Annotated in this window: 12 protein-coding genes and 1 pseudogene; 9 read left to right on the top strand and 4 right to left on the bottom strand. The window is 68.3% G+C overall.

From position 1 onward, the window contains the following. Positions 1 to 2: 2 nt before the first annotated feature. The 6 genes and pseudogenes from ACZ42P_RS07275 (at position 3) to ACZ42P_RS07250 (ending at position 8,726) form a co-directional block, all read left to right on the top strand. Positions 3 to 3,074, top strand: a complete 3,072-nt coding sequence (locus ACZ42P_RS07275) for a response regulator (protein ID WP_464896893.1) — start codon at positions 3 to 5, stop codon at positions 3,072 to 3,074. Continuing rightward, positions 3,071 to 4,129 (top strand): HD-GYP domain-containing protein, encoded by a 1,059-nt coding sequence (locus tag ACZ42P_RS07270; RefSeq protein WP_464896892.1) that lies wholly within the window; start codon positions 3,071 to 3,073, stop codon positions 4,127 to 4,129. Before ACZ42P_RS07275 ends, ACZ42P_RS07270 begins: the two co-directional genes overlap by 4 nt. A gap of 131 nt (positions 4,130 to 4,260) precedes the next feature. Beyond that, positions 4,261 to 5,538, top strand: a pseudogene (locus ACZ42P_RS07265) (GAF domain-containing protein); the annotation flags it as partial. A gap of 33 nt (positions 5,539 to 5,571) precedes the next feature. Beyond that, positions 5,572 to 6,708 (top strand): sensor histidine kinase, encoded by a 1,137-nt coding sequence (locus ACZ42P_RS07260; protein ID WP_464899380.1) that lies wholly within the window; start codon positions 5,572 to 5,574, stop codon positions 6,706 to 6,708. Continuing rightward, a complete protein-coding gene (locus ACZ42P_RS07255; protein ID WP_464896891.1) occupies positions 6,695 to 7,081 on the top strand; it encodes a response regulator in 387 nt (128 codons plus the stop codon). The genes ACZ42P_RS07260 and ACZ42P_RS07255 overlap by 14 nt, the downstream gene beginning before the upstream one ends. After that, the gene (locus ACZ42P_RS07250) at positions 7,074 to 8,726 is read left to right on the top strand and encodes a diguanylate cyclase (RefSeq protein WP_464896890.1); all 1,653 of its coding nucleotides are present in this window, start codon (positions 7,074 to 7,076) and stop codon (positions 8,724 to 8,726) included. The genes ACZ42P_RS07255 and ACZ42P_RS07250 overlap by 8 nt, the downstream gene beginning before the upstream one ends. Before the next feature lie 92 nt (positions 8,727 to 8,818). On the opposite strand, the gene ACZ42P_RS07245 is transcribed toward ACZ42P_RS07250, so the two are convergent. After that, the gene (locus ACZ42P_RS07245; RefSeq protein ID WP_464896889.1) at positions 8,819 to 9,850 is read right to left on the bottom strand and encodes a class 1 fructose-bisphosphatase; all 1,032 of its coding nucleotides are present in this window, start codon (positions 9,848 to 9,850) and stop codon (positions 8,819 to 8,821) included. A gap of 207 nt (positions 9,851 to 10,057) precedes the next feature. Here ACZ42P_RS07245 and ACZ42P_RS07240 point away from each other — a divergent pair, with 207 nt between their 5' ends. Beyond that, positions 10,058 to 10,477 (top strand): DsrE family protein, encoded by a 420-nt coding sequence (locus ACZ42P_RS07240; RefSeq protein ID WP_464896888.1) that lies wholly within the window; start codon positions 10,058 to 10,060, stop codon positions 10,475 to 10,477. A 78-nt stretch (positions 10,478 to 10,555) separates the two neighbouring features. After that, complete coding sequence (locus ACZ42P_RS07235; protein ID WP_464896887.1) at positions 10,556 to 11,359, top strand: energy transducer TonB; 804 nt, start codon at positions 10,556 to 10,558, stop codon at positions 11,357 to 11,359. On the opposite strand, the gene ACZ42P_RS07230 is transcribed toward ACZ42P_RS07235, so the two are convergent. The 3 genes from ACZ42P_RS07230 to ACZ42P_RS07220 all read right to left on the bottom strand — a co-directional run bounded on the left by ACZ42P_RS07230 (position 11,328) and on the right by ACZ42P_RS07220 (position 15,018). Then, positions 11,328 to 12,215, bottom strand: coding sequence for an energy transducer TonB (locus ACZ42P_RS07230; protein WP_464896886.1), 888 nt, complete (start codon positions 12,213 to 12,215; stop codon positions 11,328 to 11,330). The two genes, ACZ42P_RS07235 and ACZ42P_RS07230, sit on opposite strands and share 32 nt — an antisense overlap. Before the next feature lie 78 nt (positions 12,216 to 12,293). Further along, complete coding sequence (locus tag ACZ42P_RS07225; protein WP_464896885.1) at positions 12,294 to 14,138, bottom strand: RNB domain-containing ribonuclease; 1,845 nt, start codon at positions 14,136 to 14,138, stop codon at positions 12,294 to 12,296. Positions 14,139 to 14,199: 61 nt separating this feature from the next. Beyond that, complete coding sequence (locus tag ACZ42P_RS07220; protein WP_464896884.1) at positions 14,200 to 15,018, bottom strand: cytochrome C assembly family protein; 819 nt, start codon at positions 15,016 to 15,018, stop codon at positions 14,200 to 14,202. Positions 15,019 to 15,086: 68 nt separating this feature from the next. On the opposite strand from ACZ42P_RS07220, the gene ffh reads away from it, so the two are divergent. Beyond that, the gene (ffh, locus tag ACZ42P_RS07215) at positions 15,087 to 16,430 is read left to right on the top strand and encodes a signal recognition particle protein (protein ID WP_464896883.1); all 1,344 of its coding nucleotides are present in this window, start codon (positions 15,087 to 15,089) and stop codon (positions 16,428 to 16,430) included. Positions 16,431 to 16,459 lie beyond the last annotated feature (29 nt).

Raw genomic sequence — 16,459 nt, 5'->3', positions numbered from 1 at the left:
CCATGCCTCACACAACCTCCTTCCCCGAGGCCCTTGCGGCCCTGCGCGCCCGTTTCCTGGAACAGCTTCCCGGCCGACTGCAGGAAATGGGCGTCCGGCTCGACCATCTGGATGCCGCGGACGCCCGCGCCACGGCGGAAAGCCTGCGGCAGCTGGTCCACCAGCTGAAGGGCGCGGCGGGCACCTTTGGTTTTGCGGCCCTGTCCGAGCAGGCCCGGCTCCTGGAACTTGCCCTGGGGGAATGGGCCGACGCGCCCGCCGAAGCCCTCCACCGCCAGCTGCTGGCAGCCTTCGCGCAGCTCGCCGAGCTGGCCGCCCGGGCCGGGCAGACCCCCGAGGGGCTGCCCGTTCCTGCCCAGCCGGAGCGGGCGGCGGGCAGGCTACTGATCTGGCTGCTGGCGGACGACGCCAGCCACCGCGCCGCCTGTGAGACACGGCTGGCGGCTGAAGGGCTGCAGGTGCGCAGCTTCGCCGACAGCGAGTCGCTGCTTGCGGCCTGGCGCGACCCCGGACAGCCCCGCCCGGATGCCCTCGTGATGGACCTGACGCTGGCAGGTGACGCCCTGGGGGGCGTTCGCCTCCTGGAGACGCTCAAGGCTTCGGGGGCCCTGGTACCCACCGTGGTGCTTTCCGCACGCACCGACCTGGAAGCGCACCTTTCGGCGCTGAGGGCGGGCGCCTGCCGCTACCTCACCAAGCCGGTCACCCCCGGGCGGGTTGCGGACGTGCTGCGCGCGGTCACCGGCGTGGCCCCCCAGCAGCCCTACCGGGTGCTCCTGGTGGACGACGATCCCCTGCTGCTGGAATACCAGGCCACCATCCTGCGGGAGGCCGGCCTGGAGGTGGAGGCCCTGGCGGAGCCCCTGCGGCTGTTCGAGGTGCTCGAGCGGTTCCAGCCGGACGTGCTGGTGCTGGACGTGTATATGCCCGGTGCCTCCGGCCCCGAGCTGGCGGCGGTGCTGCGGGAGCGGGACGACGATCTCACCCTGCCCATCCTGTTCCTGTCGGCCGAGACCGACCCGGCCCAGCAAGTGTCGGCGCTGTTCCGGGGTGGCGACGACTTTCTGGTCAAGCCGGTGGACCCGGAGCATCTGGTGGCGGCGGTCACGGCGCGGGCACGCCGGGTGCGCCAGATCCGGGCGATCCAGAAACGCCTCGAGGCGAGCCTCTACGAACGCGAGCGGGAGCATCTGGCGCTGAACCAGCATGCCATCGTCAGTGTCGCCGACCGGCGGGGAATCATCGTGTATGTCAACGACCGCTTCTGCGAGGTGAGCGGCTATTCCCGGGGCGAGCTGCTGGGGCAGAACCATCGCATCGTGAAATCCGGGTGGCACGAGCCGGCGTTCTACCGCGACCTCTGGGCCACCATCTCGTCGGGCCGGGTGTGGCAGGGCGAGATATGCAACCGGCGCAAGGACGGGTCTTTTTACTGGGTGCTTTCCACCATCGTGCCCTTCCTGGATGAGACGGGCAAACCCTACCAGTACGTTTCCATTCGCACCGACATCACCCGGCTCAAGGAAACGGAACGGGATCTGGAAGCCCACAAGGAGCGCCTGCGCCGCGGCCAGGTTTACGCCAACATCGGCACCTGGGACTGGAACATCCAGACCGGTGAACTCTTCTGGACCGAACGCATCGCGCCCCTGTTTGGGTATCCGGAAGGCGAGCTGGAGACGACCTATGAAAACTTCCTCGCGGCGGTGCATCCGGAGGACAGGCAGCGCGTGATCGACGCGGTGAACGCCGCCGTGGAACGGGACGAGCCCTATGAGATCGAGCACCGGGTGGTCTGGCCGGACGGAACCGTGCGCTGGCTGCTGGAGCGGGGGGCGGTGCTGCGCGCCGAGGATGGCACCCCGCTGCAGATGCTGGGGGTGGTGCAGGACATTCACGATCGGAAGCAGGCGGAACTCGCCCTGGTCGCCGCCCGGGAGGAAGCCGAGCAGGCGAGCCGCGCCAAGTCGGAATTCCTCTCCAGCATGAGCCATGAGCTGCGCACACCCATGAACGCGGTGCTGGGTTTCGCGCAACTTTTGGCCTACGACCCCAGCACCACGCCGGAACAAAAGGAGATGGTGGACGAAATCCTCAAGGCCGGTCACCATCTCCTGGAACTCATCAACGAGGTGCTGGACCTGTCCCGGATCGAGGCCGGACGGATCGACCTGTCCATCGAGGCCGTGGGCGTGGCCGAGGTGCTGGACGAGGCGATCCGCTTCATCACTCCCCTCGCGGCAGCGCGGGACATTGCCGTGGCCTGCCAGGAGGCCGGTACCCGGGTGGTGCGCGCCGACCGCACCCGGCTCAAGCAGGCGTTGCTCAATCTCCTGTCCAACGCCGTGAAATACAACCGGCCGGGCGGGCAGGTCGCGGTGCGCATCGAGGAACCGGAGACGGATTGGGTGCGTCTTGCCGTGGCGGACACAGGCCCGGGCATTGCGCCGGAGAAACTCGGGGAGCTGTTCGAGCCCTTCAACCGCCTGGGTGCCGAAGCCACCGAGGTGGAAGGCACCGGCATCGGTCTTGCCATCACCCGCCGCCTGGTGGAGGTGATGGGCGGCCGCGTGGGCGTGGCAAGCCAAGTGGGCGAAGGCAGCGTATTCTGGATCGACTTGCGCCGTGAATCGGAGGCGGCCGTCACCACCGGCGACAGCGACAGGGGCGAAACCGTGACCCCAACCGGCGGCCGGGCACACACCGTGCTTTACGTGGAGGACAATCCCTCCAACATCCGCCTGGTGAGCCAGATCCTGGCGCGCCATCCCCACCTCCACCTGCTCACCGCCCACACGCCCGAGCTGGGCATCGAGACCGCGCGCGTGCGCCGGCCGGATTTGATCATCCTGGACATCACCATGCCGGGCATGAACGGCTACGAGGTGCTGTCCGTGCTGAAGGGCGATCCCCTCACCCGGGACATTCCCGTCATGGCCCTCACCGCCAACGCCATGCCCCGGGATGTGGAGCGGGGCCGGCAGGCCGGCTTCGCCGATTACCTCACCAAACCCATCGATGTGCCGCGCTTTCTCGCCGCCATCGACCGCCTGCTCGACAAAGGTGCTCCATGAGTGCGCCCGAACCCCATCTCCTCATCGTGGACGACGAGCCGGTCAATCTGAAGCTGCTGGAGCGTGTCCTCGGCCAACAGGGCTATCGCAGCCTGGAGCTGGTCTCCGATTCGCGTCAGGTGCTGGACCGCTACCGCGCCCGGCGGCCGGACCTGATTCTGCTCGACCTCAACATGCCCCATCTGGACGGTTTCGCGGTGCTGGCGCAGCTCAAGGCGCTCGATGATCCGCTGCTGCCGCCTGTCGTCATCCTCACCGCCCAGCACGGCAAAGATTTTCTCCTGCGCGCGCTCGCCTCAGGCGCGCGCGACTACGTCACCAAGCCCTTCGACATCAACGAGCTCACCATGCGTGTGCGCAATCTGCTGGATGCCCAGCTGGCCCACCGCATGCTGCACGACCAGAAGAGCGTCCTGGAGGAAATGGTGCGCGCCCGCACCGAAGAAGTGCGCCACACCCGGCTGCAGATCGTGCAGCGCCTCGGGCGCGCGGCGGAATACCGGGACGAGGAGACCGGCAATCACATCCTGCGCATGAGCCACATCTCGGCCCATCTCGCCCGGTGCGCAGGCTGGGATGAAGCGCGCTGCGAGCTCATGCTCCATGCCAGCCCCATGCATGACATTGGCAAGATCGGCATCCCCGATGCCATCCTGCTCAAGCCCGGCCGCTTCGAGCCCCACGAGTGGGAGATCATGAAGACCCACACCACCGTGGGCGCGAGACTCCTGGAAGGCGACGATTCGGACCTGCTGACCCTCGCCCGGGACATCGCCCTGTGCCACCACGAGAAATGGGATGGCAGCGGCTATCCCCGGGGACTCGCGGGCGAGGACATCCCGGAGGCGGGACGCATCGTTGCCCTGGCGGACGTGTTCGACGCCCTCACCTCCGCCCGTCCCTACAAGAAGCCCTGGACCATCGAGGCGGCCACGGCCTACATCCGTGAGCAGCGGGGGCGCCATTTCGACCCCCGCCTTGCGGACCTCTTTCTCGCCGAGCTGCCGGCCATACTCGACATCCGGGCGCGTTTCGCGGATCCCGTGCCAACGTGACTCTGCGCGAGGAACAGGCACGGCTGCTGGCCGCCGGCGTGCCCCTGGGCATCGCCGGCAACGTGCTGCTCGCCCTGCTCACCGTCTCGGTGCTGGGCGAATGGCCGGCCTCCGGTATCTGGCTCGCGCTCATGGCGCTCGTGCTGGCGGCGCGGGCCCTGCTCACCTGGCGGGGGGCGGCGTGGGCCCCGGCGCGGCGGCTGCGCGCCCTGCGTTGGGGCGCGATCGCCACCGGCCTCCTGTGGGGTGTGGTGAGCCTCCTCCTGTTCCCGCCGGATCTCACCCGCCAGGTTTTCCTCGCCTTCGTGCTCGCGGGGGTCAGCGCAGCGGCGGTGGCCGCGCTGGCGGTGGACCGGCCCGCCGCCGGGGGCTTCCTGCTCGCTGCCCTGCTGCCCCTCGTGCTGCGGCTGCTGGCCGCCGGTGGCGAGATACAGGAAGTCATGGCGCTCATGGTGGCGGCTTTCGTCGTGTTCATGTATGCCACCCTGGGGCGCATCCATCTCATGCTGGCGGAGAATATCCGTCTCAAGGGCGACGCCGAAGCCAGCGCCGTGCGCGCCGCGCACAACCAGCGGCTGACGGATGCCATCACCCGGGTGCAGGCGCGCTTCATCGCCAGCGCCGACCGGCATCAGACGTTCGACACCCTGTTGCAGGCGCTGCTCGACCTCACGGACAGCGAATATGGCTTCATCGGCGAAGTGCGGCGCGACGCCGACGGCACGCCCTGGCTGAAGACCTTTGCCCTCACCAACATCGCCTGGGATGACGCCACCCGCGCCTTTTACGAGGCCCACGCGCCCGCGGGCCTGGAGTTTCGCAACCTCAACACCCTGTTCGGGGCTGCCCTCAGGACCGGCGCGCCGGTGATCAGCAACGACCCGGCCCATGACCCGCGCCGGGGCGGGCTGCCGCCCGGGCATCCGCCCCTCACCGCCTTCCTCGGCCTGCCCGTGTACCACGGTGAACGATTCGTGGCCCTGGTGGGTCTGGCCAACCGCCCCGGTGGCTACAGCCAGGCGCTGGTGGAGTGGCTGGCACCCCTGACCGTCACCATCGGGCAGCTCGTGGTCGCCACCCAGCAGGCAGCTGCGCTGGAACTGCAGCGCAGCCGCCTCAACGCGCTGTTCGAACTTTCGCCGGTGGGCATCGCGCTCAATGACATGGCCACCGGCCGCTTCCTGGAGGCCAACGACGCCCTCATCCGTCCCACGGGATACAGCCGGGACGCGTTTTTCGCCCTGAGTTACTGGGATCTCACGCCCCCCGAGTACGCAGCCCAGGAAGCAGCCCAGCTCGAGCAGCTGCGTACCAGCGGCCGCTATGGTCCCTACGAGAAGGAATACCGGCGCAAGGATGGCAGCCGCTATCCCGTGCGCCTGTCCGGCGTGCGCATCGTGGATGCGGACGGGCGCGAACTCATCTGGTCCATCGTCGAGGACGTGAGTGAATGGCGCGCCATCCAGACGCGGCTGCTGGAGCAGGCGCGGGAGACGCGCGCCATCGTGGACAGTATCCTGGAGGCGGTGATCACCATCGACGAGGCCGGCACCGTGCTCTCTTTCAATCCCGCAGCGGAAAAGATGTTCGGCTGGCCGGCCCCGGAAATCATCGGGCGCAATGTCAGTCTGCTCATGCCCAGCCCCCACCGGGAGGCGCACGATGGCTACATACGCCGTTACCTGGAACACGGCGAGCCACGTATCATTGGCATCGGCCGGGAAGTCCAGGGCCAGCGGCGGGACGGCAGCCTGTTTCCCATGGAGCTGTCGGTCGTGGAAATCCGCCGCGGCGCCCAGCGCATCTTCGTGGGCACCGCCCGGGACCTCACCGAAGCCAAACGGGTGGAGCGCATGAAGAACGAGTTTCTCGCCACCGTGAGCCACGAATTGCGCACGCCCCTCACGGCCCTGCTGGGATCCCTGGGGCTGCTGGCGGCCGGGGTGGCCGGCAGCCTGCCGGACACGGCACGGGAGATGCTGGAGCTGGCGCGCCGGAACGGCGAGCGCCTCACCAAGCTCATCAATGACCTGCTCACCATGGAATCCATTGCCGCCGGCCGGCTGCGTCTTCACCTGCGCCGCCAGCCTCTCGGCCCGCTTCTGGTCCAGGGCGTGGACGCCATGCGCGGTTATGCCCAAAGCCGGGAGGTCGGGCTGACACTCGAGGGCAGCGCGGAGGACGTCCTGGTGGAGGTGGACGCGGACCGGCTCGGCCAGGTGCTGGCCAATCTGCTGGCCAACGCCATCAAGTTCTCTCCCCAGGGTGGCCGGGTGACGGTGCGCGCGGTCACGGAGGGCAGGACGGTGCGTGTGTCGGTGTGCGACCAGGGGCCGGGGGTGCCGGAGGCGTTCCGTCCCCGCCTGTTCCAGCGCTTTGCCCAGGCGGATGCCTCGGACAGCCGCCGGCTGGGAGGCACCGGCCTGGGGCTGGCCATCAGCAAGGAGCTGGTGGAGCATATGGGGGGACGAATCGGCCATGAGCCGGCCACGGGCGGTGGCGCCTGTTTCTGGTTCGAGCTGCCGCTCGCGGCTGCCTTGCCGGTGGAGGGACAGGAAAAGGCAGATGGGCAAACCTGAGAGAATTCTCTACGTGGAAGACGACCCGGACATTCAGGCCGTGGCGAAGCTTGCGCTGGAAGCAGTGGGTGGGTTCACGGTTAAGCTCTGTGCCTCCGGGGAGGAAGCGGTTCGCGAGGCCGCCGCCTTCGCGCCGGACATGATCCTGCTCGACGTGATGATGCCGGGCATGGACGGTCCCGCCACGCTGCGGGCGCTGCGTGCTCAGCCTTCCCTGGCTGCGGTACCGGTGGCCTTCATGACCGCCAAGGTGCAGCCGGGCGAAGTTCGTGAGCTCGAGGCTCTGGGTGCGTTGGGGGTGATTGCCAAGCCCTTCGACCCCATGAGCCTGGCCGACCAGGTCCGGCAGCTGTGGGAGGGCCGCCATGCGTGATTCGGTTACCCTGCATCAGGAACTTGCCCGGCTGCACGGCGCATGGCGGGCGCAGTTGCCCCGGGTGCTCGCCGAGCTCACGGCACTGGCCCGGACCTTCGTGCCGGATGAGTCGGCCCGCACCATGCTCACGACGCTGCAGCAGGAATTGCACAAGCTGGCGGGCAGCGGCGGCAGCTTCGGCCTGCCGGCCCTGAGCGAAGCGGCGCGCGAGGCGGAAAGTCTGGTCCGGGCCTGGCTCGCCCAGCCCCTGTCCGACCGCAGCCCGGCCGATGTCCGCCTGCTCGCTGAGCGCCTGGCTGCTCTCGAACGGGCGGTGACCGCGCCCGCCGGCGTCACCATGGTGGAAACGGCCGATGCCGGCGGCCCTGCGGCTGGCGTGGGCAGCCGCATGCCCTCGGTCTGGCTGGTGGACGACGATGCCCAGTTCGCCGCCACCCTCGGCGAGCGTCTCGCTTCCTTCGGCAACAGCGTGCGCCATTTTCCGAGCCTGGAGGCAGCGGCGGACGCGGTGGCGCGGGAACGGCCGGATCTGCTCCTGCTCGACGTGCTCTTCCCCGGCCAGGGTGACAGCACGCAGGTGCTGTCACCGGAGCATCCCCTGCTGCGTGTCGGCTGCCCCGTGCTTTTCGTTTCTTCGGCCGGCGATCTGGCCTCACGCGTGCGGGCCCTGCGCCTGGGGGCGGAGGGCTACGTCCTGAAACCCGTGGACGTGCCCCGTCTGGCTGCCCGCATCACCGACATCCTGGCGCGGCGGGCGGCTCCGCCGCCCCGGGTGATGATCGTGGACGACGACCTTCCCCTGGCCGCCCATTACCGGCTGGTGCTGGAGGCGGCAGGCATGGAAGTGACGGTGCTCACGGACACTCATCGGGTGCTGGACGCCCTGGCCGCGGTGGATCCGGAGATTCTCCTGCTGGATGTGTACATGCCCCAGTTCAGCGGGCCGGAGCTGGCAGGCGTGATCCGCCAGCACGAGCGCTGGGCGGGATTGCCCATCGTGTATCTCTCCGCCGATACGGATCTGGATGCCCAGGTGGCCGCCCTGGCGCGAGGGGGCGACGACTTCCTCACCAAACCCATCCCAGACCGGCGGCTGGTCGCCGTCGTCCGGTCGCGGGTGGAACGGGCGCGGGAGATTGCCGCCCTCATCAGCCGCGACAGCCTCACGGGCCTGCTGCGCCACGGTGCCATCAAGGATGCGCTGGCGGCGGAGCTGGCCAAGGCGCGGCGCAGCCAGACCTCGCTGGCCGTGGCCATGCTCGACCTGGATCATTTCAAATCGGTCAACGACCGCTACGGCCATGCCAGCGGCGATTTGGTGATCACGGCGCTGGCGACCCTGCTGCGCCAGCGGCTGCGGCGCAGCGATCTGGTGGGACGCTACGGTGGAGAGGAGTTTGTCGTCCTCCTGCCCGGCTGCAGTGCCGGGGACGCCGTGCTGCTCATGGAGGACATCCGGGAACGCTTCGCCGCCATCACCTTCGACCATCCCGCGGGCAGCTTCAGCGTCACCGTTTCGGTGGGGGTTGCCACCAGTCTCGCCCCGCCCGGGGCGGACGCTGACGCCCTGCTCGCCGCTGCGGATTCCGCCCTCTACGATGCCAAGCGGGCCGGGCGCAACCGGGTGCAGCGCGCCGCCTGAAAGCCCTCCGGTAGGCCAGCCCGGATTCCGGGCCTGGCCTGGGGCGAAACCGGCCGGGCCTGCTCCCCTGCCGCCGGGGGTGGCCCCAAAAGTCAGGCCGCTTTTTCCCCAGCCTCCCGGTGGTAGGAAACGATGCGCTCCACCTCGTTCTTCGAGCCCAGGATCACGGGCACGCGCTGGTGGATGTGGGTGGGCTGGATTTCCATGATGCGTTCGCGCCCGGTGCTGGAGGCGCCGCCTGCCTGCTCCACGATGAAGCTCATGGGATTGGCCTCATACATCAGGCGCAGCTTGCCGCCCTTGTCCCGGATCTTGCTGTCGATGGGATACATGAACACGCCGCCGCGGGTGAGGATGCGGTGTACTTCCGCCACCATGGAGGCCACCCAGCGCATGTTGAAGTCCTTGCCCCGCGGGCCTTCCTTGCCCTGGATGCACTCGTCCACGTAGCGGCGGACGGGCGCTTCCCAGAAGCGGTAGTTCGACATGTTGATGGCGAACTCCTTGGTGTCGGCGGGGATGGTCATGTTCTCGTGGGTCAGCACGAACTCGCCCACGTTCGGGTCGAGGGTGAAGCCGTTCACGCCGTGGCCGGTGGTGAGCACCAGCATGGTGGAGGGGCCATAGATGGCATAGCCCGCGCACACCTGTTTCACGCCGGGCTGGAGGAAGGCTTCCACCGGCGTGGGGCCGTCCACGTTCCTGTCCCCGGGACAGCGCAGGATGGAGAAGATGGAGCCCACGGACACGTTCACGTCCATGTTGGAGGAGCCGTCCAGGGGATCGAACAGGAGCAGATACTTGCCCCGGGGATTGCCCGGGGGGATCTGGTAGGGCTCGTCCATCTCCTCGGACGCCATGGCGGCGAGGTGGCCGGCCCACTCGTTGCGCTTGAGGAAGATTTCGTTGGAGATCACGTCCATCTTCTTCTGCTCTTCGCCCTGGACGTTCTCCGAACCCGCCGCCCCCAGCACGCCCAGCAGGCCGCCATGATTGACGCCGTTGGAGATCATCTTGATGGCGGTGACGATGTCGTTCAAAAGGCCGGTGAAGTCGCCGGTGGCGCCGGCGACGCGGCGCTGTTCCTCGATGAGAAACTGGGTGAGGGTGGTGCCGAGATGCATGGGGTGCCTTTCTCAGTGATTCAGAACATTAGAACTTGCTGATTATACAGAAATATCGCGAAAATTCAATTGGATATCGGCGTCCTTTTTGTGTCGGGGGTGCGACAACGTGTCGCATTCGTTCCAGTGGGGCGTTTTCTATCATGACACCGCCGGTCCGGTTTCGAACGCGGTTTGCCGTTCCCCCTCACTTGAAGGAGGTCTCCCATGAAATGCTTTACCCAACTCCTGCTGACCCTGGCGCTTCTCGCCGGAAACGCGCTGGTTTCGGCTTCGGCCGGTCAGACGGATCCCCTCTTCATCAACCTGACCAGCGACGATGGCCATCGCGCCACGATGGCGCTCACCTTCGGCAAGAATCAGCTGGAACGCGGTCACCCCCTCACGGTCTTCCTCAATGACAAGGGCGTGCAGGTGGGTTCCAGGAGTCACGCCGCGCGCTATGCCGAGCCGCAAAAAATGCTGGGCGAACTCATGGACAAAGGGGCCACGGTCCTGATATGTCCCATGTGCATGAAGCACTATGGTGTGAAGGAGGCAGACATCCTTCCGGGACTGAAGGTGGGCAATCCCGATCTCACGGGCAGCGCCCTGTTCCGGGACAATACCAAAACCCTCACCTGGTAGGCGGTTGCCCCCGTGCCGTCCCCTGGTGCCCCTGTTTCGAGACGGCATGCCGGGGGCCCTGCGCGCGGCTTTTCAGCCATGGTTCGGCAGCGGGAAGGCAGGCCGTCACAGGAAGGGCATCGCCCCGACGTTGCAGGCGTCGAGGGACATGCCCTGATTTGGCAGGCCGCGCCGCCCTGCCAGCGCGCTCAGCGCGGGCGCCTGGCCTGGGCGGCGCTGCTCTCCTTCTGCCTGCATGTGAGCCTGCTCGCCCTGTGGCCCGCGCCGGCCCGTACCCTGCCGCGGGGCTTGCACGTCCCGCTGCAGGTGCGCCTGGTGCAGGCGCCGGCTCCGGTGCCCGTGGCGCTCTCCCCGGTGGAACCCGCCTCTCCCCGGACCTCTACCGTGGCGCCTCCTTCCCGGCCAAGGTCGGTGCTGCGCCCCGCCATGCCCCAAACCGACATCCAGCCCACGCCACCCGGGGCGGCGGCCAGCGCCGAAGCGCCCGCCACCTCTTCCAGGGAGGACCCGCCGGTGGCGCCATTAAGCCCCGGCGTGTCCGTTTCCCCGGAGGCGCCCGTCAGCCGCCCCGAGCCCGTGACACCCCCGGCGTGGCGCGCGGCCTATCTCGCCAACCCCGCCCCGGCCTATCCCCTGGCCGCGCGGCGCCTGGGCCTGGAGGGCGAGGTGTTGCTGCGGGCGGAGATCCTGCCGGACGGCCGCTGCGGCGAGCTGGAAATCGCGCGCAGCAGTGGTCATGCGCTGCTGGACGAGGCGGCGCTCGCCGCCGTGAAGCGCTGGCGCTTCCTGCCGGCACGAAGGGGGGAGGAGCCGGTGGCGGCGCGGGTGGAGATTCCCATCCGCTTCCGCCTCACTGACTCGTCAGCTGATCCTCGCGGGTGAAGGTCCAGGTGCGGGTGATGGCGAGAATGTCCGTGTCCCGCCGCACGTTCTCGGGGAACGGGGCGAAGGGTGCCGCGAGCCGGACGATGCGCACTGCCGCCTCGTCCAGGATGGACGAGCCCGAGGAGCGGTCGATGTCGATTTTCTCCACGCTGCCGTCGCTGCGGATGTGCACGGTGAGCAGCAGGCTGCCGTAGATCTTTTTGCGCCGGGCCTCTTCCGGGTAGTTGAGGTTGCCCACCCGCTCCACCTTCAGGCGCCAGTCCTCCACGTATTGGGCGAACCGGTATTCCTCGGTGCGCGCGCCCACGAAGCGGCGTTTGGGCCGTTCCTGGTACTGCTGGTAGTCCTTCTCTATCTGGGCCTGCAGGCGCGCGAGCTGCAGGCTCTGGGTGATGAGGTCGGTGCCTGGCGCCGGCGCGGCCTGGGCCGGCGGGGCGGGGCTGGGGGCAGGCGCGGGCCGCGGCGTGGTGGCGCGCACCTGGGCGAGCAGCCGGGCGGCTTCCTGTTCCAGTTCCCGCACCCGCTCTTCCCGTTGCTTGAGTTCCGGCTGGGGGTCGTGTTCACCCAGGGCCGGCAGGGGGGAGGAGGCACGCAGCTTTTGATCCGTGTTGCCGCCGCCATCGAGATGGGCCTGGGCCAGGGCGTCGGCCTTGCTGGGCCGATGGGCCGACTTGGCATTGACCAGCACCACCTGCAGGGCGTGGCGCGCCTGTTGCGGCTTGGGTGGCGGCGGCACGAAGTGGATGCTGAGCAGCAGGCCGTGCAACAGCACCGAGGCCGCCATGGCCACGGCGATGGGTGGCGGTGCCGTCAGCAGGGGGCGGGAGATGCTGGGCGGGGCGCTGGAATTCACGAACACTCGACTGGGACGCGGGCGTTGCCGGCAGGATGGAACGCCTGCATTGTAACGCGTCGCCTGCCCTGCTGCCCGCTATGCGGCAGGCAACACTTCCAGGAAGGGACAGGTCACCTCCAGCGTGAGCAGATCGACGCTGCGGATGCCCACCCTGATCCGCGTGCCGGGCGCGAGTTCCGGCAGGGCGGCGACCCGGGTCACCAGGGGCAGGGTCTCGAAGCGCACCAGGTTTTCCCGCAGCACGGTGGCGGTGGCCTCGCGCATGTCTTCCTGCAGCAGGTAGCGCAGCGTCCAGTAGCGTTCCATGTTGCGCTGGAATTCGTTGTAGGCCTCGTAGGCCGTCTCGAAGTCGCGCAGGGCCGATTGCAGGGCCTCGTCCCGGGCCTGGTAGGGGGGCGCCTCGCCCCGCACGTGGGCGAGCAGCTGGCGCTGGTTGACGAGATCCACGTAGCGGCGCAGGGGCGAACTCACCCAGGTGTAATGGGACACCCCAAGCCCCTGGTGGGGCAGAGGTTCGGTGGTCGTGCGTGTCTTGCCATTGGTCTGGGCCCGGTAGAGGGCGGCAAAACCCGCCTCCGCAGCCAGACGCCCGGCGTGGCTGTTGACCAGGATCATCATCTCCGCCACCACCTTGTCGATGGGCGTGCCCCGCTCCCGGTGCAGGATGCGCACCGTCTCTCCTTCCACGCGGAAGGTGTATTCCGGCACCAGGCTGCGTCCCTTGTCCCTGGCGCCGCGCTGCTCTTCCAGATGCTCGGCGAAGTGCCAAAGCCATTCCAGTTCCTCGCGGTAGCGGTAATCCGCCGCCTGGCCGATGGTGCCCAGGTTGAACAGGGGCTCCAGGGTCTCGTGGCGCAGGTTGGCGGCAATGGCCACCCGCTCCACGCGCAGGTCCACCCCGGCGATGCGGTAGTCCGGCGCGACGGTGAAATAGGTGGACAGGGCAGGACATTCCGTGCCCTCGCGCAGCGTGTAGGCGGCGACGGCCTCGTCCGGCAGCATGGTGATCTTGTCGCCCGGCATGTAAACCGTGGACAGGCGCCTGCGGGCCACGGCGTCCAGTTCCGAGCCCGGTGTCACCCCCAGGGCCGGACAGGCGATGTGGATGCCCACGCGCACGCTGCCGTCCGCCAGCTTCTCCACCGACAGGGCGTCGTCGATCTCCGTGGTGGTTTCGTCGTCGATGCTGAAGGCGGCCACACCGGCTACCGGCAAATCCGCCGGCACCGGCACCGGTGGCAGCGGCGGGAAGCCGCGTCCCTCCGGAAACCATTCGCGCAGGAAGCGGTTCAGGTGGTAGTCCCGGCTGGAGGGAATGGCCCCGCATCGCTCCAGCAGATGCAGCACGGAAAGATGGCTGGCCGCTGCGGCCTGTTCCAGTGCCTTGGTTTCCAGGGCGTTCTTGTCCGGGGCGTAGATCAGGCGCTCGAGCTGGGGCCGGAATTCCTCCGGCAGCTCGAAGCGGCTCAGGGTCTCCACCCAGCGCGCGAGCTGCGCCGCCTGCTGACGCTTGCGTTCCTCGGCGGCGAGGGCTGCACGCAATGCCTCCGGCGGGGCAGGTTTATAGCGGCCGCGTCCCTTGCGGTAGAAATACATGGGCGCGCCGTGCAGGCTAAGCAGGATCGCCGCGCGTTCCACCGGCGTGGGCTCGCGGCCGAAGTAATCCCGCGCGAGCGTTGCGTAGTCGAATTCCTCGCTGCCCGCGGCCTCCCACAGGAAATCCCGGTCCATCTCGGCGGCGAGCTTTTGCGCCGCTTCCATGAAGCCCGCAAGGCCCGGCTCCTGGAACTGGAACAGCACGTCCGCGGCCTTCACCTTGGCGCGCCGGCCGTGCTGGGCCTCGATCTGCAGCGAGCTGCCGTTGTCGGCGAGAATGGTGCCCACACGGAACTGGCCATCCTCGAAATAGAAGGCATACATGGTCGGAACTGCCGCAAAAAAGGGGGGCAAGTTTACCGGAGGCGGCAGGGGCCAGGAAGCCTCAGCCGCGGTGCAGCAGCATTTCCAGCACTGCCTTGCTGCCCACGTAGGCGAGCAAAAGCGCACTGAAACCGGCCAGGCTCCAGATCAGGGCCGTGCGCCCGCGCCAGCCATAGATGCGCCGGCCCAGCAGCAGCGCGCCGTAGATGAACCAGGACATGAGCGCGAACACCGTCTTGTGCTGGGTGAAATAGCCAAAGGACAGGGGCTTGCCGAACAGCTCCTCGGAAAACAGCATGCCGCTGGCGAGGGTGAGCGTGAGCAGCACGAAGCCGGCGCCGATGATGCGGAACAGAAGCCGCTCCATGGTCATGAGGGGTGGCAGGCCGGCCAGCGCCTCGGGCTCGCGCGCATGCAGGCGTTTTTCCGCCAAAGCCATGACCATGCCGTGCAGGGCGGCGATGGTGAACAGGGCATAGGCGAGGAAAGCCGCCGCGAAATGGGCCTGGAACAGCACGTTGGCCCCGTAGGGCAGGACGTGGGTTTGGCGCACGAGCAGGGGCATGAGGGCACCGACGGCGGCGACGGGCAGCACCACCGGGTGCAGCGCCTGCAGGTGGTAGCGCACGCTGGTGGCGGCATAGAGCAGCAGCGTCACCCAGGTGATGGCCGACAGGGCGTTGCCCACGCCGATGTTCGTGCCCTGGGCGGTGAAGATGGAGGTATAGAGCAGCCCGCCGTGGAGCAAAAGGGGCGGGATGAGCAGCAGCGGCAGGCCCGGGCCGCCGGCTTCCTGAGCCCGGGCCGCGCGCCGGCGGCAGTACCAGGCGAGTCCGCCGTAGAGGAGGGCGGTGAGGATGGACAGAACGGCCAGGGGCATCGGGTGTAAAATGATTGCGCTGCGCCGATTATAGCCCAGCACGCCGCATCCCCAGCCGATTCCATCCCATGCTCGATACCCTCACCAGCCGGCTGTCCGGTCTCATCAAGAATCTGCGTGGCCAGGCGCGCCTGACCGAGGACAACATCGCCGACGCTCTGCGCGAGGTGCGCCTGGCGCTCCTGGAGGCGGACGTGGCCCTGCCCGTGGTCCGGGACTTCATCGCCCACGTGAAGGAGCGGGCGCTGGGCCGCGAGGTGATCGGCTCCCTCACCCCGGGCCAGGCGCTGATCCAGGTGGTGCACGAGGAGCTGACCCGGCTCATGGGCGAGCACAATGCCGCCCTCAATCTGGCCACCACGCCGCCGGCGGTGATCCTCATGGCCGGCCTGCAGGGCTCGGGCAAGACCACCACCAGCGCCAAGCTGGCGCGCCTGCTCAAGGAGCAGAAGAAGAAAGTCCTGCTGGTGAGCTGCGACGTCTATCGTCCCGCCGCCATCGAGCAGTTGCGCCAGCTCGCGCGGCAGCTGCAGGTGGATTTCCACGAGGCGCCCGCCGGCGCCCGCCCGGTGGACATCGCCCGGCAGGCCCTCGATTATGCCCGCACGCATTACTACGACGTGGTGATCGTGGATACCGCGGGCCGGCTCGCCATCGACCAGGAGATGATGGACGAGATCCGCGCCCTGCACGAGGCGCTCAAGCCCATCGAGACCCTGTTCGTGGTGGATGCCATGCAGGGACAGGATGCGGTCAATGTGGCGCGCGCCTTCAACGAGGCGCTGCCCCTCACCGGCGTGGTGCTCACCAAGCTCGACGGCGATGCCCGCGGCGGTGCGGCGCTCTCCGTGCGCGCCGTCACGGGCAAGCCCATCAAATTCGTGGGCGTCTCGGAAAAGCCCACCGGCCTGGAACCCTTCCACCCGGAACGCATGGCTTCGCGGGTGCTGGGCATGGGGGACGTGCTGTCTCTGATCGAGGAGGCGCGTCGCCAGGTGGATCAGGCCGAGGCGGCCCGGCTCGCCAAAAAGCTCAAGACCGGCAAGGGGTTCGATCTCGAGGACTTCCGCGCCCAGTTGCAGCAGATGCAAAAGATGGGCGGGCTGTCCGCGCTGCTGGAGAAGCTGCCGGGCAACCTGGCCCAGGCGGCCCAGGGTCAGCAGCTGGACGACCGGCTGCTGCGGCGCATCGAGGGCATCATCAATTCCATGACCCCCGAGGAACGGGCCAATCCCGCCATCCTCAAGGCCTCACGCAAGCGCCGCATCGCCGCGGGAGCCGGCGTGCAGGTGCAGGATGTGAACCGCCTGCTCAAGCAGTTCGAGGACATGCAGAAAATGATGAAATCCCTGAGCAAGGGCGGCCTGGGCAAGATGCTGCGCGGGATGAAGGGCCTGTTTCCCGGCATGTGAGGCGCTTTGCGCATTCCGGGCCTGGACCC

The sequence above is a fragment of the Thiobacter subterraneus genome (assembly GCF_055379455.1).
The sequence above is the reverse complement of the archived record's forward strand: the minus strand, read 5'-3'. Positions and strand labels throughout refer to the sequence as shown.

Bases quoted from the DNA above. Each gene is read 5' to 3' on its own strand.
- ACZ42P_RS07250 (WP_464896890.1), top strand. From the start codon at position 7,074: ATGCGTGATTCGGTTACCCTGCATCAGGAACTTGCCCGGCTGCACGGC.
- ACZ42P_RS07275 (WP_464896893.1), top strand. From the start codon at position 3: ATGCCTCACACAACCTCCTTCCCCGAGGCCCTTGCGGCCCTGCGCGCC.
- ACZ42P_RS07225 (WP_464896885.1), bottom strand. From the start codon at position 14,138: ATGTATGCCTTCTATTTCGAGGATGGCCAGTTCCGTGTGGGCACCATT.
- ACZ42P_RS07245 (WP_464896889.1), bottom strand. From the start codon at position 9,850: ATGCATCTCGGCACCACCCTCACCCAGTTTCTCATCGAGGAACAGCGC.
- ACZ42P_RS07220 (WP_464896884.1), bottom strand. From the start codon at position 15,018: ATGCCCCTGGCCGTTCTGTCCATCCTCACCGCCCTCCTCTACGGCGGA.
- ACZ42P_RS07255 (WP_464896891.1), top strand. From the start codon at position 6,695: ATGGGCAAACCTGAGAGAATTCTCTACGTGGAAGACGACCCGGACATT.
- ACZ42P_RS07235 (WP_464896887.1), top strand. From the start codon at position 10,556: ATGGTTCGGCAGCGGGAAGGCAGGCCGTCACAGGAAGGGCATCGCCCC.
- ffh (WP_464896883.1), top strand. From the start codon at position 15,087: ATGCTCGATACCCTCACCAGCCGGCTGTCCGGTCTCATCAAGAATCTG.
- ACZ42P_RS07240 (WP_464896888.1), top strand. From the start codon at position 10,058: ATGAAATGCTTTACCCAACTCCTGCTGACCCTGGCGCTTCTCGCCGGA.
- ACZ42P_RS07270 (WP_464896892.1), top strand. From the start codon at position 3,071: ATGAGTGCGCCCGAACCCCATCTCCTCATCGTGGACGACGAGCCGGTC.